This is a genomic window from Pseudomonas sp. DWP3-1-2 (genome assembly GCF_049896285.1).
GTDB lineage: Bacteria > Pseudomonadota > Gammaproteobacteria > Pseudomonadales > Pseudomonadaceae > Aquipseudomonas.
Genome location: NZ_JAFCTZ010000002.1, coordinates 552,863 through 571,990 on the forward strand (window position 1 = coordinate 552,863; position 19,128 = coordinate 571,990).

General features: G+C 59.4%; 18 protein-coding genes and 1 riboswitch. Of the genes, 13 read left to right on the forward strand and 5 right to left on the reverse strand.

Features of this window, described 5'->3' with window-relative positions; genetic code table 11:
* The first annotated feature begins 55 nt into the window (after positions 1-55).
* From ACP7B0_RS08390 to ACP7B0_RS08420, 7 genes are all read left to right on the forward strand, one after another.
* Positions 56-787 carry a response regulator transcription factor gene (locus tag ACP7B0_RS08390; protein WP_426140729.1) on the forward strand — a complete coding sequence of 244 codons (732 nt, stop codon included), beginning with the start codon at positions 56-58 and terminating at the stop codon, positions 785-787.
* Entirely contained in the window at positions 780-2,144 is a 1,365-nt protein-coding gene (locus ACP7B0_RS08395) for a histidine kinase sensor domain-containing protein (protein WP_426140730.1), read from the forward strand. Before ACP7B0_RS08390 ends, ACP7B0_RS08395 begins: the two co-directional genes overlap by 8 nt.
* Before the next feature lie 320 nt (positions 2,145-2,464).
* A complete protein-coding gene (cysM, locus tag ACP7B0_RS08400; RefSeq protein WP_426140731.1) occupies positions 2,465-3,367 on the forward strand; it encodes a cysteine synthase CysM in 903 nt (300 codons plus the stop codon).
* Positions 3,367-4,722, forward strand: coding sequence for a 23S rRNA (uracil(1939)-C(5))-methyltransferase RlmD (gene rlmD / locus ACP7B0_RS08405; protein WP_426140732.1), 1,356 nt, complete (start codon positions 3,367-3,369; stop codon positions 4,720-4,722). The genes cysM and rlmD overlap by 1 nt, the downstream gene beginning before the upstream one ends.
* A 158-nt stretch (positions 4,723-4,880) precedes the next feature.
* Positions 4,881-7,124 carry a GTP diphosphokinase gene (gene relA / locus ACP7B0_RS08410; protein WP_426140733.1) on the forward strand — a complete coding sequence of 748 codons (2,244 nt, stop codon included), beginning with the start codon at positions 4,881-4,883 and terminating at the stop codon, positions 7,122-7,124.
* Positions 7,125-7,250: 126 nt separating this feature from the next.
* Complete coding sequence (mazG, locus tag ACP7B0_RS08415) at positions 7,251-8,084, forward strand: nucleoside triphosphate pyrophosphohydrolase (protein WP_426140734.1); 834 nt, start codon at positions 7,251-7,253, stop codon at positions 8,082-8,084.
* Between the two features lie 30 nt (positions 8,085-8,114).
* A complete protein-coding gene (locus tag ACP7B0_RS08420) occupies positions 8,115-8,654 on the forward strand; it encodes a DUF2058 domain-containing protein (RefSeq protein ID WP_426140735.1) in 540 nt (179 codons plus the stop codon).
* Positions 8,655-8,719: 65 nt separating this feature from the next.
* On the opposite strand, the gene ACP7B0_RS08425 is transcribed toward ACP7B0_RS08420, so the two are convergent.
* The 4 genes from ACP7B0_RS08425 to purM form a co-directional block, all read right to left on the reverse strand.
* Positions 8,720-8,899 (reverse strand): hypothetical protein, encoded by a 180-nt coding sequence (locus tag ACP7B0_RS08425; protein WP_426140736.1) that lies wholly within the window; start codon positions 8,897-8,899, stop codon positions 8,720-8,722.
* Between the two features lie 368 nt (positions 8,900-9,267).
* Positions 9,268-9,981, reverse strand: coding sequence for a DUF3108 domain-containing protein (locus ACP7B0_RS08430; protein WP_426140737.1), 714 nt, complete (start codon positions 9,979-9,981; stop codon positions 9,268-9,270).
* An 8-nt stretch (positions 9,982-9,989) separates the two neighbouring features.
* Positions 9,990-10,640, reverse strand: coding sequence for a phosphoribosylglycinamide formyltransferase (gene purN / locus ACP7B0_RS08435; RefSeq protein WP_426140738.1), 651 nt, complete (start codon positions 10,638-10,640; stop codon positions 9,990-9,992).
* Positions 10,640-11,698 carry a phosphoribosylformylglycinamidine cyclo-ligase gene (purM, locus tag ACP7B0_RS08440; RefSeq protein ID WP_426140739.1) on the reverse strand — a complete coding sequence of 353 codons (1,059 nt, stop codon included), beginning with the start codon at positions 11,696-11,698 and terminating at the stop codon, positions 10,640-10,642. Before purM ends, purN begins: the two co-directional genes overlap by 1 nt.
* Before the next feature lie 346 nt (positions 11,699-12,044).
* On the opposite strand from purM, the gene ACP7B0_RS08445 reads away from it, so the two are divergent.
* The 6 genes from ACP7B0_RS08445 (at position 12,045) to ACP7B0_RS08470 (ending at position 17,321) form a co-directional block, all read left to right on the forward strand.
* The gene (locus ACP7B0_RS08445) at positions 12,045-13,112 is read left to right on the forward strand and encodes a DUF2066 domain-containing protein (protein ID WP_426140740.1); all 1,068 of its coding nucleotides are present in this window, start codon (positions 12,045-12,047) and stop codon (positions 13,110-13,112) included.
* A 52-nt stretch (positions 13,113-13,164) separates the two neighbouring features.
* The gene (locus tag ACP7B0_RS08450; RefSeq protein ID WP_426140741.1) at positions 13,165-14,238 is read left to right on the forward strand and encodes an AI-2E family transporter; all 1,074 of its coding nucleotides are present in this window, start codon (positions 13,165-13,167) and stop codon (positions 14,236-14,238) included.
* 227 nt (positions 14,239-14,465) lie between these two features.
* Positions 14,466-15,170, forward strand: a complete 705-nt coding sequence (gene hda / locus ACP7B0_RS08455) for a DnaA regulatory inactivator Hda (protein WP_426140742.1) — start codon at positions 14,466-14,468, stop codon at positions 15,168-15,170.
* On the forward strand, positions 15,164-15,928 hold the full coding sequence (locus ACP7B0_RS08460) for an NAD-dependent deacylase (RefSeq protein WP_426140743.1): 765 nt from the start codon (positions 15,164-15,166) through the stop codon (positions 15,926-15,928). Before hda ends, ACP7B0_RS08460 begins: the two co-directional genes overlap by 7 nt.
* Before the next feature lie 76 nt (positions 15,929-16,004).
* The gene (locus tag ACP7B0_RS08465) at positions 16,005-16,685 is read left to right on the forward strand and encodes a C40 family peptidase (RefSeq protein ID WP_426140744.1); all 681 of its coding nucleotides are present in this window, start codon (positions 16,005-16,007) and stop codon (positions 16,683-16,685) included.
* Between the two features lie 96 nt (positions 16,686-16,781).
* A complete protein-coding gene (locus tag ACP7B0_RS08470; RefSeq protein ID WP_426140745.1) occupies positions 16,782-17,321 on the forward strand; it encodes an NlpC/P60 family protein in 540 nt (179 codons plus the stop codon).
* A gap of 81 nt (positions 17,322-17,402) precedes the next feature.
* Here ACP7B0_RS08470 and ACP7B0_RS08475 read toward each other — a convergent pair whose 3' ends face one another.
* Positions 17,403-18,722, reverse strand: coding sequence for a PQQ-dependent sugar dehydrogenase (locus ACP7B0_RS08475; protein WP_426140746.1), 1,320 nt, complete (start codon positions 18,720-18,722; stop codon positions 17,403-17,405).
* Between the two features lie 107 nt (positions 18,723-18,829).
* A riboswitch (cobalamin riboswitch) is annotated at positions 18,830-19,049 on the forward strand.
* Positions 19,050-19,128: the final 79 nt, after the last annotated feature.

The following is a 19,128-nucleotide window of genomic DNA, read 5'->3' on the forward strand; positions in this document are numbered from 1 at the left end:
CTCATCCCCCTTCGTTCTTGAATAATCGGCGACTGAGAATTAATCGCGAAAGATAATGAATCCCGAATCCATTCAGCGCCCCAACGTTCTGTTCATAGAAGACGACCCCGTGCTCGGTGCTTATGTGCACGAGCAGCTCGGTCGTTGCGGCTTCCAGGTGACCTGGCAGCAAAACGGCAATCAGGGGCTGGTCCTGGCGCAAAGCCAGCCCTTCGATGTGGTGCTCATGGACATCCTGCTGCCCGGCATGAACGGGCTGGAAATACTGACCCATTTGCGTCGCAGCCACAGCCTGCCCGTGATCCTGATGTCCGCGCTGGGGGCGGAAGCCGACCGCATCACCGGGTTTCGCAACGGTGCCGACGATTACCTGCCCAAACCCTTCAGCATGGCGGAGTTGCGGGTGCGCATCGAAGCGATTCTCCGCCGGGTGGCGCTGGAACGCCGTCACGCCGCTGCGCCCATCAAGCTTGAGAGGCATGAGAGTCAGGATCTGCTGTTCGACGAGACACTGTGCGATGTGAGTTTTCAGCAGCGTCGTGGCGACCTGACGCGCAGCGAATACCGCTTGCTGGAAACCCTCTGGCGCAATCCCGAAGAAGTCCTGAGCAAACCCTTCCTTTATCAGCACGTGCTGCAACGCGGCTACGCTCAGCACGACCGCAGCCTGGATATGCACATCAGCCAGATTCGCCGCAAACTCAAAGGCATCGGATATCTGGATCGACAGGTGCAAACGGTGTGGGGCAAAGGTTATGTGCTCACGGCTGCGCCAGCCGATGAGTAAGCTGTTGCGCCGCCTGCCGGGCAGGCACTCGGTGTTCTGGAAACTGGCATTGCTGTTGGTGGGTTTCTGCCTGTTGATGATCTGGCTGAGCTGGACGTGGAGCCGCTATGCCGAGAAGCGAAATGCTTACCTGTCTGACGAAGCACGCTTCACATTGAGCGAGTACGCCGCGCAAGCCGAGCGCGCCTGGGTCGCCGGACAGCAGGCGGGCGTCGATACCTGGCTGCAACAGATCGGTCGCAGCGAAAGCGGCTGGGTCGGGGTGATTGGCGGGGATCTGCAATCGTTAAGCAGTTACCCGTTGAGCGACGTCGAACGCCAGCACATGACGTTTCTACGCGGTCTCGACTGGCCCGTCAGCCGCCGCTCCGTCACCACGCCCTGGCTGAAAGTTCCGTTTCCCACGGACCCCTCTGCGGGCAGCCTGGTGATCGAACTGCCCAAGCGATTCGTCCCCGGTCGTTATCTGCTGGTATGGCGGGTGTTGATCAATGGGGTGATCCCGGGTGCATTTACTCTGCTGCTGTGCGTGGGGCTCTACCGTCTGCTGATCCAGCCGCTCAATCACTTGCGCGCCCAGGCCAATGCCTGGCGTGCCGATCAATTGGGCCATCGCCTGTCCAGCCAGATGATCAATCGTCAGGATGAGTTAGGCGAGCTGGGGCGGGCATTCGATCAAATGGCCGAGCGCCTGCACAGCACGGTCATCGTCCAGCAACAATTGCTGCGCGACATGTCTCATGAGCTGCGCACCCCGTTGAGCCGCTTGCGTGTGGCGTGCGAGATCGAGCAAAGCCTGCCGGCCTTGCGTGGGCGGCTGGGCCGTGAAGTGGACGGTATGCAGCGCCTTGTGGATGACACCTTGCAACTGGCCTGGCTCGACACCGAGCGCCAACAGCTGCCCATGGAAGAGATTCAAGTGCTGACGCTCTGGGAGATGCTTGCCGAGAACGCCTGTTTCGAAAGCGGCTGGCCCGCAGCCCAGTTGCAGTGTGATCTGGACGCTGACTGCTGGGTTCGAGGGCATCTCAATACCTTGGCTCAAGCGCTGGAGAACATTCTGCGCAATGCCATTCGTCACTCCCCGCCACAAGGCATCGTGAGTCTGCACGGCAGGCGGGACGGGGCGTTCTGGCTTATCTGGCTGGATGACCAGGGCGGCGGGGTAGACCCACGTGAACTGGAGCGGATTTTTGCGCCGTTCACCCGACTGGATGGGTCGCGGCCCGGTAACGGCGGTTTTGGCCTTGGCCTGAGCATCGCGCGCAACTCCCTGGCGTTGCAGGGCGGGACGTTATGGGCTGAAAACATCATGGGTGGGTTGCGGTTGAATATGCGGTTATTGGCGAAGCATTGAGGCTGTTGATTCTCCACCACGACACCCCGGCGAAGTTACCGCAGCGAGGCATTGGTCCTACATACGCGGAAATATCGTCTCGCAAATTAGTTGACGCCTTCCTGCGATTCCTGTGGCAGCGGACTCATCCGCGAAATCGTTCAACAACCGAGCTGTAGGGGCTGACCGGGCCCTTTCCCGGATGAATCCGGTTCCGCCGTTTCGATGACACATGAGCGCCGTTATTCCATCCAGCGATAAGCCCCGCACTTTGCGTGATATGGGGTTTTGACGTTTGCCGTTATGATAGGCGCCCCCGCAGTCTGGATTGCGAATACGCCATGACCCTGCAGTACCCAACCATTGCCGATTGCGTCGGCAACACCCCGCTCGTGCGTCTGCAACGTATGGCGGGCGATACCCGTAATACTCTTCTGCTCAAGCTGGAGGGTAATAACCCGGCCGGGTCCGTGAAGGATCGTCCGGCGCTGTCGATGATTACCCGCGCCGAGTTGCGCGGCCAGATTCATCCTGGCGACACCCTGATCGAAGCCACGTCCGGCAACACCGGGATTGCGTTGGCCATGGCCGCAGCGATCAAGGGTTACCGGATGATCCTGATCATGCCCGACAACTCCAGTGCCGAGCGCAAGGCGGCGATGACGGCTTACGGTGCCGAGCTGATCCTGGTCAGCAAGGAAGAGGGCATGGAAGGCGCCCGGGACCTGGCTGAACGCATGCAAAACGAAGGCCGCGGCAAGGTGCTGGACCAGTTCGCCAATGGTGACAATCCTGAGGCGCACTACACCAGCACCGGCCCGGAAATCTGGCAGCAGACCGGTGGCACCATTACCCACTTTGTCAGTTCCATGGGCACCACTGGCACCATCATGGGCGTGTCGCGCTACTTGAAAGAGCAGAATCCAGACGTGCAGATCGTCGGTCTGCAACCCATGGAAGGCGCGGCAATTCCGGGCATCCGGCGGTGGCCTGAAGCCTACCTGCCGAGTATCTATCAGGCTGATCGCGTCGATCGCATCGTCGATATGGCTCAGGATGAAGCCGAAGACACCATGCGCCGTCTGGCCCGGGAAGAAGGCATCTTCTGCGGCGTGTCTTCCGGCGGTGCTGTGGCGGCCATGTTGCGTTTGTCTCGTGAAGTCGAAAATGCGGTCATCGTCGCGATCATCTGTGACCGTGGCGACCGTTACTTGTCGACCGGCGTCTACGACGCGCCCAACTGATGGCCAAACATGAAAGAGGCCTGCGCTTTCAACCAGCAGGCGGTGTCCGGGCGACGCAGATCCCCACCGGCAAAAAACAGCGCCTGACGATTGAGCGTCTGTCCAATGACGGGCGCGGCATCGCGTTTCTCGACGGTCGGACCTGGTTCGTCACCGGCAGTCTGGCGGGTGAAGAAGTCGAAGCACGGGTGCTCAATGCCCACGGCAAAGTCGTCGAAGCGCGCACCGAGCGGGTCTTCCAGGCCAGTTCAATGCGCCGTCCGGCGGCGTGCGTGCATTTTGGTCGTTGCGGCGGCTGTAGCGTGCAGCATGTGCCCCATGACGAACAACTTGCCCTGAAACAGCGCATGCTCGCCGAGCAGTTGCAGCGTGTTGCCGGTGTCGAGCCGCAAGAGTGGGCAGCGCCTTTGACCGGTGCCGAATTTGCCTACCGCAGGCGCGCCCGGATCGCCGTGCGCTGGGATGCCAAGGCCAAACGGCTGGACGTAGGCTTTCGGGCGATGGCCAGTCAGGACATCGTTTCCATCGAACAATGCCCGGTGCTGGTACAGGCCTTGCAACCGATCATGGTGCAGTTGCCGGCAATGCTCCGACGCTTCAGCAAACCGCAAGTGTTGGGGCATGTGGAGCTGTTCAGCGGCTCTTCGACGGCTGTGTTGCTGCGCCATACTGCGCCGCTGGCCGAGGCTGATCTGGCAACCCTTCAGGCGTTTTGCGGGGACCATGATGCGCAACTCTGGTTGCAGGGCGAAGGCGACCCGCAACCGCTCAATGTGTCACAGACTTTGGGCTATCGTCTGGAGCCTTGGGATCTGAACCTGGCTTATCGGCCGGGGGATTTTATTCAGGTCAACGCGGCGATCAACACCGCGATGATCGAGCAGGCCCTGGACTGGCTGGCACCCCGACCCGACGAGCGGGTGCTGGACCTGTTCTGTGGTCTGGGGAATTTTGCGTTGCCCCTGGCGCGTCTTGCCAGGGAAGTGGTTGCCGTTGAAGGCGTGGCGACCATGGTCCAGCGTGCCGCCGACAATGCGGCCCATAACGAGCTGCGCAACGTGCAGTTTTTTCAGGCGGATTTGTCCCAGCCGCTGATACAAGCGGATTGGGCCACGGAGGGCTTTTCTGCGGTACTCTTGGACCCGCCGCGTGACGGTGCTTTCGAGGTGGTACGCACGCTCAAGGGGCTGGGTGCCGAACGGTTGCTTTATGTGTCTTGCAACCCGGCAACTTTGGCGCGCGACACTGTCGAATTGGTCAGTCAGGGCTATCGATTAAAACGTGCCGGAATCCTCGATATGTTTCCACAGACAGCTCATGTCGAGGCGATGGCTTTATTTGAAGCGAGTAGGTGAGCAGCGGCTCAGGGAAATGAGTCAGCGGCTTACAGGGAGTCTCGTTTAATCCGACTGGCCCGCGAATGCCAGTCCTTGCTTGCCCGGCAAGGAGTGTTCGCTCAAGAAGGCCAGGGACTTTAGGCGCTATTCATCGCGCCGTAGGGAAGGTAAGCGACATGGTACAGGTGAGAGCACACCAGCCGATAAACACAGACGGCAGTATCAATCTCGACGCATGGCTGGATCATGTAGTCAGCGTCGACCTGATTCTGGATCGACAGGCCTTGAAAGAGGCCTGTGAATTTGCCCGCAATGCCGAGCAACAGGACAACGCTTCAAAGAATCGCTGGGCGGAAGGAACGTCGAGTTTCCAGACCGGACTGGAAATCGCCGAAATCCTGGCCGACCTCAAACTTGATCAGGACTCGCTGGTTGCGGCGGTGCTTTATCGAGCCGTGCGCGAAGGCAAGATTCCATTGCCCGATGTTGAGCAGCGTTTCGGTGCAACCGTGGCCAAGCTGATCGACGGCGTGCTGCGCATGGCGGCCATCAGTGCCAGCCTCAGTCCGCGCCAGTCGTTGGTGCTGGGCAGTCAGGCCCAGGTGGAAAACCTGCGCAAGATGCTGGTGGCCATGGTGGATGATGTCCGCGTGGCCCTCATCAAACTGGCCGAGCGCACGTGTGCCATCCGTGCCGTGAAAAACACGGATGACGAAAAGCGCAACCGCGTCGCCCGGGAAGTCTTCGATATTTATGCGCCCCTGGCCCATCGGCTGGGCATCGGCCATATCAAATGGGAACTGGAGGATTTGTCCTTCCGTTACCTTGAGCCTGAACAATACAAACAGATCGCCAAGCTGCTTCATGAGCGTCGCCTTGATCGCGAACGCTTTATCAGCGACGTGATGAGCCAGCTGGAAAACGAACTGCTGGCCACCGGCGTCAAGGCCGATATCAGTGGTCGGGCGAAACACATCTATTCCATCTGGCGAAAAATGCAGCGCAAGGGTCTGGAATTCAGCCAGATCTATGACGTGCGGGCTGTGCGCGTACTGGTCCCGGAAATGCGCGACTGCTACACCGCGCTGGGGATCGTGCACACCTTGTGGCGGCACATTCCGAAAGAGTTCGACGACTACATCGCCAACCCCAAGGAAAACGGCTACCGCTCGCTGCACACCGCCGTGATCGGACCTGAAGGCAAGGTGTTGGAGGTGCAGATTCGCACCCACGCCATGCACGAAGAGGCCGAGCTGGGGGTCTGCGCGCACTGGCGTTACAAAGGCACCGACGTCAAATCCGGTTCCAATCATTACGAAGAGAAAATCTCCTGGCTGCGTCAGGTGCTGGAATGGCACGAAGAGCTGGGTGATATCGGCGGCCTGGCTGAACAGCTGCGCGTCGATATTGAACCGGACCGGGTCTACGTGTTTACCCCGGATGGTCATGCCATCGACCTGCCCAAGGGCGCAACGCCGCTGGACTTCGCGTATCGGGTACACACCGAGATCGGCCACAACTGCCGTGGCGCGAAGATCAATGGGCGCATCGTGCCGCTCAACTACAGCCTGCAGACCGGTGAACAGGTCGAGATCATCACCAGCAAGCACGGCACGCCGAGCCGTGACTGGCTGAACTCGAACCTGGGCTACATCACCACGTCCCGGGCTCGGGCCAAGATTGTTCACTGGTTCAAGTTGCAGGCCCGTGATCAGAACGTCGCGGCCGGTAAAACCCTGCTTGAGCGGGAGCTGGCGCGTCTGGCCTTTCCTGCGGTGGACTACGACAGGCTGGCGGAAAAAGCCAACCTCAAGACCGCTGAAGACATGTACGCGGCCTTGGGCGCCGGGGACCTGCGCCTGACGCAACTGGTCAATCTGGCCCAGCAACTGGTCGAGCCTGAACGCGGCAGCGAGCAGGTGGAACTGGTACCGCGCAAGGCCACGGGGTACAAGCCGGGCAAGCGTGGCGATATCCAGATCCAGGGCGTGGGCAACCTGATGACGCAAATGGCCGGCTGCTGCCAGCCGCTGCCCGGGGATCCCATTGTCGGCTATATCACCCAGGGCCGTGGCGTGAGCATCCACCGCCAGGATTGCGCCTCGGTTCTGCAATTGGGCGGACGTGAACCGGAACGGATCATTCAGGTCAGTTGGGGACCGATACCGGTGCTCACGTATCCGGTGGACATCATCATCCGCGCCTACGATCGCTCGGGGTTGCTGCGTGACGTTTCCCAGGTCTTGCTCAATGAGCGGATCAACGTCCTGGCGGTCAATACCCGTTCGAACAAGGAAGACAACACCGCGTTGATGTCCCTGACCATCGAGATTCCGGGGCTGGACGCGTTGGGGCGCTTGTTGGGGCGGATATCGCAGCTACCGAACATCATTGAGACGCGGCGCAACAGAACGCCTTGATGGTCAGCCGGGCTGACGCCTTCGCGGATGAATCCGCTCCCACAGGATTTACGCTAACCCCTGTGGGCGCGAATTTATTCGCGAAGATGTCGGTAAAAACACCGTAATTTCCGAATTGGACCGCTCATGTATTCTCTCCCAGACCTGCTCCACCTCATGGCCCGCCTGCGCGACCCGCAGTTCGGTTGCCCGTGGGATGTGAAGCAGAACTACGCCAGCATTGTGCCGCACACCCTTGAAGAGGCTTATGAGGTGGCCGACGCCATCGAGCGTGGCGACTTTGATGACCTCAAGGGCGAGCTGGGTGATTTGCTGTTCCAGGTGGTGTATTACAGCCAGCTGGCTCGGGAAGAAGGGCGATTCGAGTTCGCGGGCGTGATCGACGGTATCACCCGCAAACTGATCCGCCGCCATCCCCATGTATTCCCCACCGGCGACTTGTACGCGCCACTGGAAACCCCGCGTTTGACGGACGATCAAGTCAAGCAGCGCTGGGAAGAGATCAAGGCCCAGGAGCGCGCTGAAAAGGCTGCGGCCCCGGAGCAACTGTCCCTGCTCGATGACGTGCCTGCGGTTTTACCGGCCTTGTCTCGTGCGGCCAAGCTGCAAAAGCGCGCCGCTCAGGTAGGATTCGACTGGCCCGCAGCCCTGCCGGTGGTCGATAACGTGCGCGAAGAGCTGGATGAAGTGCTCGAAGCCATGGCCAGCAACGACGCCGAAGCCATCACCGAAGAAGTCGGTGACCTGCTGTTTGCCGCGGTCAATCTGGCGCGACATTTGAAAGTCGACCCCGAAAACGCCCTGCGCTCGGCCAATACTAAATTCGAGCGACGCTTCCGATTTATCGAACAGGCATTGCGCCAGACCCATCGTCCCATCGAAGATTGCACCCTCGAAGAAATGGACGCTCTCTGGGGCGAAGCCAAACGTCAGGAAAAGAACGCGCCCAGCTGCGGCTGAGTCCGTTGTATCTGCATAAGTGAGTAGACAATGAGCCTTTCCCTTCGCGACCAGTTGCTCAAGGCAGGTCTGGTGAATCAAAAGCAGGCCAAACAGGTCGGCAAAGACAAGCAGAAAGAACAGCGTCTGGCCCATAAAGGCCAGATCGAGATCGACGATTCGCAAAAGCGTGCCGCCCAGGAAGCCATGGCGGAAAAAGCCAGGCGCGATCAGGAGCTCAATCGCCAGCAACAGGAAAAAGTCGAACAAAAGGCCCGTGCCGCGCAAATCAAGCAGTTGATTGAGGTGTCACGGCTGCCCAAGTTGACCACTGAAGACTATTACAACTTCGTCGATGACAAGAAGGTCAAACGCCTCTCGGTCAACAGCCTGATGCGCAGCAAACTCAGTAATGGTTCGCTGGCCATCGTGCATCACGCCGGCGGTTACGAAGTCATCCCCCGTGAGGCGGCGCTGAAGATTCAGGAGCGCGACCCACGACGCATCGTGTTGCTCAGCGAACCCACGGAAGAAGCCGATGGCGATGATCCCTATGCAGCCTACAAAATCCCTGACGACTTGATGTGGTGAAACCCGCACAAAACAAAACCCGCACTTGGCGGGTTTTGTTTTAAAGCGATTCTGAAATTGCGTGTTTACTGGTTACGTCTGTTTTCCAGTTCTTCGAGCTCAGCCTTGTAGCGCTGGGCGTCGGACTCGACGTGGAACATCCCTACCAGTTGGTCTTGCTGGTGCACGTCCCAGATCTGAATGCCATCAGCGATGTTTTCATGTGAGATATGGGTGTCGTCGCGTTCAGTAACTCGTACGGTCATGATTCAGACTCCTGACTTGATACTGCGGCGATGTGTCGCAGGACTCTTTTATAGGATTTGTTAGGTGGCTAAGTAAATAGTCAGAATGAGCGCGGGGTTGTTGCGGAAACAGCGAAAGTGCCGCAGGCCTTGAATTACCTGGGTTGCAGAGGTATTTCGGCTAAGTGAAGGTTTTTTCATGTGTGATAGCAAAGAGCCAAAATCCGTTGGAGCGAGCGGGCGGCGTTCCGACTTGCCCGCGAATCGGTATTTCATTCGACACGTTCATCGCCCGAGATGACGCCTTCGCGGGCAAGCCTCGCTCCAACGGCGCCCACAAAAAACCCCGCTAAAAAGCGGGGTTTCGACCTTGCGTGGGAGCTGATGGATCAGCTGCCTTTAACCGCTTTGCCATTCACCGTGCCGTCTTGCAGCATGATGTTGTATTCCTTGCCGTCGGTTTCGACCTGTTGCAGGCGAACCAGCAGGTAATCCCAATCCTTGGCGAACCAAAGGACGGTGATGCGTTTGCTTTGTGTGGGGTCGCGCACGCGCTCGACCTTGATGGCGTCGACCTGACCTGCTTTGGTGTCGACTTTTTCCGAACCCAGGACGCGGAAGTCATAGGTGTCGATTTCGTCGCCATCGACCACCTGATAACTCATGCTTTTCTTGCCTTCAGCAACATCATGCTGCAAGGCGAGCTGGTAGGTGGACTTGTCGAGAATGCCGCGGTTGAGTGGCAGCTTGATGGCGTCGCCGCGGTCGGTACCGGTGATGAACTTGGTGGCCCAGTCAAACACCAGATCGACTTTCTTGGACTTGCCAAGACCGCCGCGCTCGAAGTTGTAGGTCTGCGGCAGCAAAACGTCTTTGTCGACCTTCAGGGTGCTGACTTCAGACAGGCTGGCAATCATCATGGAAGCCTTGAAGTTCAAGGTCCAGGTCCCGTTCGGGCCGGCTGCGAGGCTGCGTTCGGCAGTACCGCTCATGGGCAGTTGCTTCCAGTCGGCGGTATAGCTGGCGGAGAACGGTTGCAGGTCTGCAGCGTGAGCGGCAGGCAGTGCGAGCAGAGCGAAAGCGAACAGCAAAGCGCGACGCATAATATCTCCTAGGTTCGTATCAAGTGGCCGTGGGCCGCGAGTAACTGACCGTCCAATAATGCACCTTCTTCACCAAGGCTCAAGCGGCCTTCGGCAAACCAGCGGACGGCCAGCGGATAAATCCTGTGTTCCTGGGCATGAACGCGTTGCGCCAGGCTGTGCGGCGAGTCATCGGACTCTACCGGAATCACAGCCTGTACGACTAGCGGTCCTCCATCGAGTTCCTCGGTGACGAAGTGCACGCTGCAGCCATGCTCGGCGTCGCCAGCCTCCAACACCCGTTGATGGGTGTGCAAGCCTTTATAGAGAGGAAGCAGGGAGGGGTGGATGTTCAGCAAACGACCATGATAGTGGCGGACGAACCCGGCGCTGAGGATGCGCATGAAGCCCGCCAGCACGACCAGTTGAGGCTCAAAGGTGTCGATCAGCTTGATCAGCGCCGCGTCGAAGGCTTCGCGACCGTCATACGCCTTGTGGTCCAGAACGCAGGCTTCGATGCCTGCATCGCGGGCGCGTTGCAGGCCGAACGCATCGGCGCGGTTGGAAATAACCGCGCGAATGCGGACGGGGTGTTCCCCGTCCTTGAAGCTGTCGATCATGGCTTGCAGATTGCCGCCGCTGCCGGAAAGCAGCAGCACTACATCACAGGTTGCAGGCATCAGTGCGCCTTGAGGTTTTTCAGCTCGACTTGTGCAGCGCCTTCGGCCGCGGTAGCGATCTGACCGATGACCCAGGGTTGTTCGCCGGCTTCACGCAGAACGTTCAGTGCGGTCTCGACGTGCTCTTGAGCCACGCAGATGACCATGCCCACGCCGCAGTTCAGTACGCGGTGCATTTCGTTTTCTGCGACGTTGCCTTGTTGCTGCAACCAGTCAAATACCGCCGGACGCTGCCAGCTGGCCACGTCAACCACGGCCTGTGCGCCTTCTGGCAGTACGCGGGGGATGTTGTCCAGCAGGCCGCCGCCGGTGATGTGGGCCATGGCTTTGACAGCGCCAGTGTCCTTGATCAGTTTCAGCAAGGGTTTGACGTAGATACGGGTAGGCGCCATCAGCAGTTCGGTCAGCGGCTTGCCGTCGAGCTGGATGGTTTCGATGTCGGCACCGGCCACTTCGATGATCTTGCGGATCAGCGAGTAACCATTGGAGTGCGGGCCGGAAGACGGCAGGGCGAGCAGGGCATCGCCGGCGGCGACTTTGGAGCCGTCGATGATGTCGGCTTTTTCGACAACGCCGACGCAGAAACCGGCCAGGTCGTAGTCTTCGCCTTCATACATGCCGGGCATTTCAGCGGTTTCGCCACCGACCAGCGAGCAACCCGCCAGTTCACAGCCTGCGCCGATGCCGGTGACGACCTGGGCTGCGGTGTCGACATTGAGCTTGCCGGTGGCGTAGTAGTCGAGGAAGAACAACGGCTCTGCGCCGCAGACCACCAGGTCGTTGACGCACATGGCAACCAGATCGATGCCGATGGTGTCATGTTTGTTCAGGTTCAGCGCCAGGCGCAGCTTGGTACCAACGCCATCGGTGCCGGAAACCAGCACAGGCTGCTTGTAGCCAGCCGGGATTTCGCAGAGGGCGCCGAAGCCACCCAGACCGCCCATGACTTCCGGCCGCTTGGTGCGCTTGGCAACGCTCTTGATGCGTTCGACCAATGCTTCACCGGCGTCGATGTCTACACCGGCGTCTTTGTAGCTCAGGGAGGGTTGCTTGCTCATAATCCAGGCCTTTAGGGGGGATTCGGGTGGGATCGACGGAAAGAGTGGGGCCTCTTGAAACGGCACGTGTTGCGATGCTGTTTTTTCGGGCCGCCATCCTCACCAGTCTGCGAAGGCGCGCGATTTTATCAGGCTTGGGCGGCAGCGGCCATCCTTAGGCCGACGGGCTGGCTTGATCGATACAAAATAAACCGCGGCATGACCGCGCTGACCCGTTTGGCAGGACCTCTATTAGGTGTAGCCTGCATGGCGCGTTTGAATGAATGGCTTTAGTCTGCGGTCTCAGGCTAGTCAGCTCACTTGCTGCGGTTATTTTCTGCCGCTTTTTTCTGTTCGGGAACTGCCCATGGGTCTCTCAAAATTATTCTTTGCAGGCTGCTTGTCCTTTATCTGCCTGCCAGTCTTCGCCGAAACCGTGAATAACCTTTATCAGGTACGTGAACCGGTCAGCGGCCAGACGCCGGATGAACGCGCCCGTGCCACCCAGGCCGCTCTGGATACGCTGGTTCTTCGTTTGACGGGGGATGCCAAGTCGGTGCAGGGGCCGGCATTGGCCGATCTGCGCAAGAATCCGCAACAAATCATCAGTCAGTTTGGCTTTGAGGCCGGGCCACCGGAGTCGCTGCTGGTGGACTTCGATCCTGCCAGCACTGACCGCACATTGCGTCAGGCGGGCTTGCCGATCTGGGGGAGTAATCGTCCGACCATCCTCGGTTGGTGGCTCAATGACGCAACCGAAGGCTCGAATCTGATGGGGGACGGCCAAAGCGCCGCCGAACCGTTGCGGCGTGCGGCGCAGCATCGTGGGTTGCCGCTGCGTCTGCCGCTGGCCGATCTGGGTGAGCAAAGCGTAGGCACGGCTAAAAACCTGGAGAGCACCGATTCTACGCCCCTCAAGGAAGCCTCCGAACGTTATGGCGCCGATGCTTTATTGGCCGTTCATGCTACGGAGGGGGCCGGCCAATGGCAGGCTAAATGGCGTTTGTGGCTGGGTGATCAGCGGGATCAGGGCACCGCCACCGGTGCAACGTCCGAGGCGCTGGCCGATGCTGTGCTGCTGGCCGTGAGCCAGCGCCTTGCTCCGCGTTACGTGGTCAAACCCGGTGTCTCCAGCGGTTTGTCGCTGCAAGTGCAGGGTATGAATCTTGAGCGTTATGCCCAGTTGATGCGATTGCTCGAACCGTTTGGCGCACGACTCAAATCGGTCGATGGCGATCGGATTACCTATGAAGTCAGCGGCAGTGCCGATCAGGTGCGTTCACAATTGGCGCTGGCCAACCTGCAGGAAGTCCCGGCCGATGAAGCGGTGCCTTCCACTGCACCTGGGACGCCGGTCGAGGGTTCAGCGGCAGCGCCGGGCGCCATGCCGATGATCGTGCCTGCCGCAGACCCTCAATTGCGCTTTCGCTGGTAGGTGCCAGTGAAGTTTCGAATGATGCTGGATCTTATGAAGTTGAGGGGTTTTGATGACTGATACACGGCGTTGGTTCTGGATCGGCGGGATTGTTCTGCTGGTCCTGTTCGTTTTCCTGCTACATGCAATCCTGACGCCGTTTCTGGTTGCGCTGCTGCTGGCGTACATGGGCGACCCCCTCGCGGATCGGCTGGAGAAGCTCGGGCTGTCACGCACGTTGAGTGTGGTGGCGGTGTTCACCCTGTTTACCTTGATATTGCTTGCGCTGTTACTGGTGCTGGTGCCCATGCTGGCCAAGCAACTGTTTCGCCTCTATGAGCTTACGCCGCAGATACTCGACTGGTTGCAGCATACGGCGCTGCCGTGGGGGCAGGCCAAGTTTGGACTGGCCGATGGTTTCTGGAAGTTCGACAAGGTCAAGGAAGCGATCTCCGGGCATATGGGGCAGACCGGCGACATCGTCGGCGTGGTCTTGTCCAAGGCCACGGCATCGGGCCTGGCGCTGATAGGCTGGATCACCAATCTGGTCCTGATCCCGGTGGTGTGCTTCTATCTGTTGCGCGACTGGGACCTGATGATGGGCAAGGTGCGCAGCCTGCTGCCGCGTCATCGCGAAGGGCAGATCGTCAAACTGGCGAGTGAATGCCATGAAGTGCTGGGCGCGTTCATACGTGGCCAGTTGCTGGTGATGGTGGCGCTGGGTGTGATCTACGCGGCGGGGCTGATGCTGCTCGGGCTGGAGCTGGGGCTGTTGATCGGTGTTATCGCGGGTCTCGCTGCCATCGTTCCTTATATGGGCTTTGTGATCGGTATCGGCGCTGCCCTGATTGCAGGCTTGTTCCAGTTTGGCGGCGATTTGTACCCCATGATGGGCATCGTGGCGGTGTTTATGGTCGGTCAGGCGCTGGAAGGCATGGTGCTCACGCCGCTGTTGGTGGGGGATCGCATCGGCCTGCATCCGGTCGCGGTGATTTTCGCGATTCTGGCCGGCGGCGAGCTGTTCGGCTTCACCGGTATCCTGCTGGCGCTGCCGGTGGCGGCGGTCATCATGGTCCTGGTGCGTCATGTTCATGACCTTTACAAGGACTCGGGCATTTATAGCGGCATGGAAGACCCCGACTTGTAGAGTTGATTGCCGCTTATTCAACGGGTCGGTAAGGACGTGGCGCACGCAGGTGGCCACGTCTTTTTTAATACCGTATTTGTCCGGGCATTCGCCCGGCAACGCTTCGTGGCGCGCAAACCTTTGATTTTCCTTATGGTCTCGCGCATTGTGTGCCCAGCGTCACGGGTATAAACTTTGCACACTTTACACAGAGGCCCCTAACGGCTCCCATGAGCTGTTCAGCCAGCATGAAACCGATTCAGCTGCCCCTGGGTGTGCGTCTGCGTGATGACGCCACCTTCATCAATTACTATCCCGGCGCCAACGCCGCCGCACTCGGCTACGTGGAGCGGCTGTGCGAAGCCGACGCAGGCTGGACCGAGAGTCTGATTTACCTCTGGGGCAAGGATGGCGTGGGGCGCACGCATCTGTTACAGGCTGCTTGCCTGCGTTTCGAGCAGTTGGGCGAGCGGGCGGTTTACCTGCCATTGGCTGAAGTCATCGATGAAGGTGTCGAACTCTTCGACAGGCTTGAACAGTACGAGCTGGTGTGCCTGGACGATCTGCAAGCGGTGGTGGGCAAGACCGAGTGGGAAGAAGCCTTGTTCCACTTGTTCAATCGTCTGCGCGACAGCGGACGCCGCTTGTTGATCGCCGCGTCTCAGTCGCCCCGTGAATTGCCGGTCAAACTCCCCGATCTCAAGTCTCGCCTGACCATGGCCCTGGTGTTCCAGATGCGTGGCCTGTCAGACGAAGACAAATTGCGCGCCTTGCAGCTTCGCGCTTCACGGCGCGGCCTGCACCTGACCGATGAGGTCGGGCACTTCATCCTCACTCGCGGTACGCGCAGCATGAGCGCGCTGTTCGAACTGCTGGAGCGGCTCGATCAAGCGTCATTGCAGGCGCAGCGCAAGCTGACCATTCCATTCCTCAAAGAGACGCTTGGGTGGTAGACCCCGCTTTGGTATTGCAGGTCGCAGCCGCGTTGCGACATGCCCGGCGGATTCTGATCATCACTGGCGCGGGGCTTTCCGCCGACTCGGGTTTGCCGACGTATCGTGGCGTAGGGGGGCTCTATAACGGCCAGACGCCTGACGGATTACCCATTGAAGTGGCACTGTCGGGCCCGATGCTGCGGCGTGATCCAGGGTTGTGCTGGAAGTACATCGCGCAGTTGGGCAAGGCATGCCTTGGCGCGCAGCCCAACGCTGCCCATTACGCCATCGCGCAATTGCAGCGGCAGAAACCCGAGTGCTGGGTGTTGACGCAGAATATCGATGGCTATCATCGCGCAGCGGGCAGTCCGCCTGAGCGCCTGATCGAGATACACGGTCAACTGGCACCGTTGTATTGCCAGTCATGCGCTGCGCAAGATCCTGAATTGATCGAGCACTTAGACAGACCTTTGCCACCGCTGTGCCGTGAGTGTGGTGGCGTTTTGCGACCGTCCGTCGTTTTGTTTGAGGAGATGCTGCCGGAGCAGGCCCTCGAAACCCTCCATCAGGAGATGGCCAAAGGCTTCGATGCGGTGCTCAGTATTGGTACTACCGCAAGCTTCCCCTACATCCTTGAACCCCTACTCAGAGCAAGGGTTTGCGGCGGTTTTACGGCGGAAATTAATTTGACGCCTACGGACCAGAGCGCTCGCATGGACGTCTTTTTGGCCGGCCGGGCAGCACATGTCATGCAGGAACTGGTAAGTCACATTTAGTTCGATTGAATTTGCAAATGAGGATGATAGCGGGCATAGTCTCGCCACCTTAACAAGTTCAGCCACGGTCGTGCCCATGCTAGCTCGCTTCGCACCCCTCGTGCCTCTCGCACTCGTCTCACTGTTGTTCGGTTGCTCGGCGAATATGCCGGTGTCTCAACAAGACATGCAGCAGCGACAGCAGTACAAGAACCAGATCACGGCTCAGTCCAGCACCCGTTCCGATAGATCGGTGTTGCAGGAAGAGATGGCCACTGAAGCCGAACTGGCCCGGTTCGCCGACAACAAGCCTTATGAATTGCCCGCACTGGCGGACAGCATCCTTGAGCGTGGTAAATCCCTGATCGGTACTCGCTACCGTTTCGGCGGCACATCGACGAAGACAGGTTTCGACTGCAGCGGCTTCATTGGTTATCTGTTTCGTGAAGAAGCGGGCATGAACCTGCCGCGTTCGTCCCGTGAAATGATCAACATCGACGCGCCGCTGGTTAAGCGCAATGATCTTGAGCCGGGCGATCTGCTGTTTTTCAGCACGGCCGGTCGTGGTCGCGTCAGCCATGCAGCGATTTATCTGGGCGACAATCAGTTCATTCACTCCAGCAGCAGTCGCAGTGGCGGCGTTCGCGTAGACAGTCTGGATGACGTGTACTGGAGCCGGACGTTTATCGAAGCCAAACGTGCCCTGGCCATGGAATCGTCTGTAATCGCGCCGCAGACCACTGCCATGACCACGACGACGCTCAAGCGCCACAAGTAATCACTACCGTATCGTGCAAAAACAGGCTATAAGCCTGTTTTGCGCTTTTCGGGCTTCCGGCAAAGCAAGCCGCATCCAGATCAGGTTGTAGTGTCTATGTCGATTACGTCACGCCTAGCGATCATCACATTGGCTGCCTTGCTCGGCGCTTGCGCCAGCGCGCCGCCACCGCCCCAGCCCCGGATTGTTCAGCGTCCGGTGCTTGCTGCTCCCCCTGGCAATTTCTCCCCGGCTATCGAAGACGTCATGTTTCGCGCCCTCGGTCTGGTGGGCACGCCTTATCACTGGGGTGGAAACACGCCAGACTCCGGTTTTGATTGCAGTGGCTTGATCGGTTACGTGTACCGCGACGCCGCAGGCATATTGCTGCCTCGGTCGACCCGGGAAATGATCACCATGCGCGCACCGAATGTGGGCCGCCAGCAATTGCAGACCGGGGACCTGATATTCTTCGCCACTTCCGGTGGGTCACAGGTCAGTCATGCGGGCATTTACGTTGGGGAAGGGCGTTTCGTGCATGCGCCTGCCACGGGCGGCACCGTCAAGCTGGACAGCCTGGACAAACCCTATTGGCAGAAAGCGTACCTGAACGCCAAGCGCGTGATCCTGCCGTCCAGTCTGGCGCGTAATCCGTAGCTGTCATCAGCAAAATCCGATTCGTTGGAGCGAGCGGGCGGCGTTCCGACTTGCCCGCTCCAACGAAACCACTGTCTGCGCCTACTTCGCCGCAGTCACTCGCCAGATCTTGTTCCCCACATCATCGGCCACCAACAACCCACCCTGACGATCATTGACCACGCCTACCGGGCGTCCCTGTGCCTTTTCGTCTGCGTTCAAAAAGCCGGTCAACAGATCAATCGGTGCGCCACTGGGCTTGCCGCCACTGAACGGTACGAACAGTACTTTGTAGCCGCTGTGGGGTTTACGGTTCCAGGAGCCGTGCTGGCCGATAAATGCGCCTTCATTGAACGGCGCCGGCAAGGTCTTGCCATCGGCGAACACCAGTCCAAGAGAGGCCGTGTGCGGGCCGACGGCATAGTCCGGGGCGATAGCCTTGGCGACCAGTTCGGGGTTTTGCGGGGTCACGCGCACATCCACATTCTGGCCGTAGTAGCTATAGGGCCAACCGTAGAAGCCGCCATCCTGCACCGACGTGATGTAGTCCGGCACCAGATCGCTGCCGATTTCGTCACGCTCGTTAACGGCTGTCCACAACTTGCCGGTGGTGGGTTCCCAGTCCATGCCGTTGGGGTTGCGCAAGCCTGAGGCAAAGATGCGATGGGAGCCGGTGGCTGCATCGACTTCCCAAATGGCGGCGCGACCTTCTTCAGCCGCCATACCGTTCTCCGCGACGTTGCTGTTGGAGCCGACCGTCACATACAGCTTGCTGCCGTCCTTGCTGGCTATGACATTCTTGGTCCAGTGGTGATTCAACGTGCCGCCGGGAAGGTCCACGACCTTGGTAGGTTGCGCACTGATGGAAGTCTGGCCGTCCTGATACGGGAAGCTGATCAGTCGATCGGTATCAGCCACATACAGTTTGTCGCCCACCAGCGTCATGCCGAACGGTGAGTTAAGGTTTGCCAGGAACACCGTGCGGGTTTCAGCAACGCCGTCGTGATCCTTGTCGCGCAACAAAGTAATGCGGTTGGGGCTGGGAACTCCGGCACCGGCGCGACCCATGACCTTGCCCATGACCCAACCACGAATGCCTTTGTTGTCGTCAGGCTTGGGCGGTGAGTTGGTTTCAGCCACCAGCACATCGCCATTGGGCAGCACGTAAAGCCAACGCGGGTGGTCCAGATGCTCAGCGAACGCGGCAACCTGAGTGCCTTTGGCGGCGACCGGTTTCGCGTCCTTTTCCCAGCCCACGGCGGGCGCTATGTTGACCGTCGGGATCAGCGTCTTGTTCGGCTCCGGCAGCCTGGGCGACGGTCCGGTGCCGTCGCTGACCTGCAGGGTCGATGACTCACCACAGGCCGCCAGGCCTCCCGCAACCAGTAGCAATAGCGCTAACTGAGGTTTGAGCTTGAACATATTCGATCTCCATAACGGGCAATGGTCCAGTAAGTGATAGAGAGGCCTGAGCTTTGAGGGTTCAACCGGTTGCTGAGTTGATTGACGCTCCCGCCTCAAGCCACTACCCTGCGCCCTTTGTTTCAGGTGCTCAAAATCCCCGGATTGATTGAGTGAAACAGGGAAACCGGTACGGACGCTCAAGGCGACCCATCCCGGTGCTGCCCCCGCAACGGTAGATGAGTGAAGCTGTGCCTGATGCCACTGTGTTCGACAGACATGGGAAGGCGCACAGTCGGGAATTTCCCGCTCATGAGCCCGGAGACCGGCCTGATCCATTCAACAGCATCACGGCGGGCGATGCTCTGGCTCTGGGCATGACGAAAGTCGTGCTGTCAGCCACTGGCTGTTGCCTGCCGTCTGCTTT

Excerpts from the sequence above, each read along its gene's own strand:
- ACP7B0_RS08390 (WP_426140729.1), top strand. The coding sequence starts at position 56 with ATGAATCCCGAATCCATTCAGCGCCCCAACGTTCTGTTCATAGAAGAC.
- ACP7B0_RS08395 (WP_426140730.1), top strand. The coding sequence starts at position 780 with ATGAGTAAGCTGTTGCGCCGCCTGCCGGGCAGGCACTCGGTGTTCTGG.
- cysM (WP_426140731.1), top strand. The coding sequence starts at position 2,465 with ATGACCCTGCAGTACCCAACCATTGCCGATTGCGTCGGCAACACCCCG.
- rlmD (WP_426140732.1), top strand. The coding sequence starts at position 3,367 with ATGGCCAAACATGAAAGAGGCCTGCGCTTTCAACCAGCAGGCGGTGTC.
- relA (WP_426140733.1), top strand. The coding sequence starts at position 4,881 with ATGGTACAGGTGAGAGCACACCAGCCGATAAACACAGACGGCAGTATC.
- mazG (WP_426140734.1), top strand. The coding sequence starts at position 7,251 with ATGTATTCTCTCCCAGACCTGCTCCACCTCATGGCCCGCCTGCGCGAC.
- ACP7B0_RS08420 (WP_426140735.1), top strand. The coding sequence starts at position 8,115 with ATGAGCCTTTCCCTTCGCGACCAGTTGCTCAAGGCAGGTCTGGTGAAT.
- ACP7B0_RS08425 (WP_426140736.1), bottom strand. The coding sequence starts at position 8,899 with ATGACCGTACGAGTTACTGAACGCGACGACACCCATATCTCACATGAA.
- ACP7B0_RS08430 (WP_426140737.1), bottom strand. The coding sequence starts at position 9,981 with ATGCGTCGCGCTTTGCTGTTCGCTTTCGCTCTGCTCGCACTGCCTGCC.
- purN (WP_426140738.1), bottom strand. The coding sequence starts at position 10,640 with ATGCCTGCAACCTGTGATGTAGTGCTGCTGCTTTCCGGCAGCGGCGGC.
- purM (WP_426140739.1), bottom strand. The coding sequence starts at position 11,698 with ATGAGCAAGCAACCCTCCCTGAGCTACAAAGACGCCGGTGTAGACATC.
- ACP7B0_RS08445 (WP_426140740.1), top strand. The coding sequence starts at position 12,045 with ATGGGTCTCTCAAAATTATTCTTTGCAGGCTGCTTGTCCTTTATCTGC.
- ACP7B0_RS08450 (WP_426140741.1), top strand. The coding sequence starts at position 13,165 with ATGACTGATACACGGCGTTGGTTCTGGATCGGCGGGATTGTTCTGCTG.
- hda (WP_426140742.1), top strand. The coding sequence starts at position 14,466 with ATGAAACCGATTCAGCTGCCCCTGGGTGTGCGTCTGCGTGATGACGCC.
- ACP7B0_RS08465 (WP_426140744.1), top strand. The coding sequence starts at position 16,005 with ATGCTAGCTCGCTTCGCACCCCTCGTGCCTCTCGCACTCGTCTCACTG.
- ACP7B0_RS08470 (WP_426140745.1), top strand. The coding sequence starts at position 16,782 with ATGTCGATTACGTCACGCCTAGCGATCATCACATTGGCTGCCTTGCTC.
- ACP7B0_RS08475 (WP_426140746.1), bottom strand. The coding sequence starts at position 18,722 with ATGTTCAAGCTCAAACCTCAGTTAGCGCTATTGCTACTGGTTGCGGGA.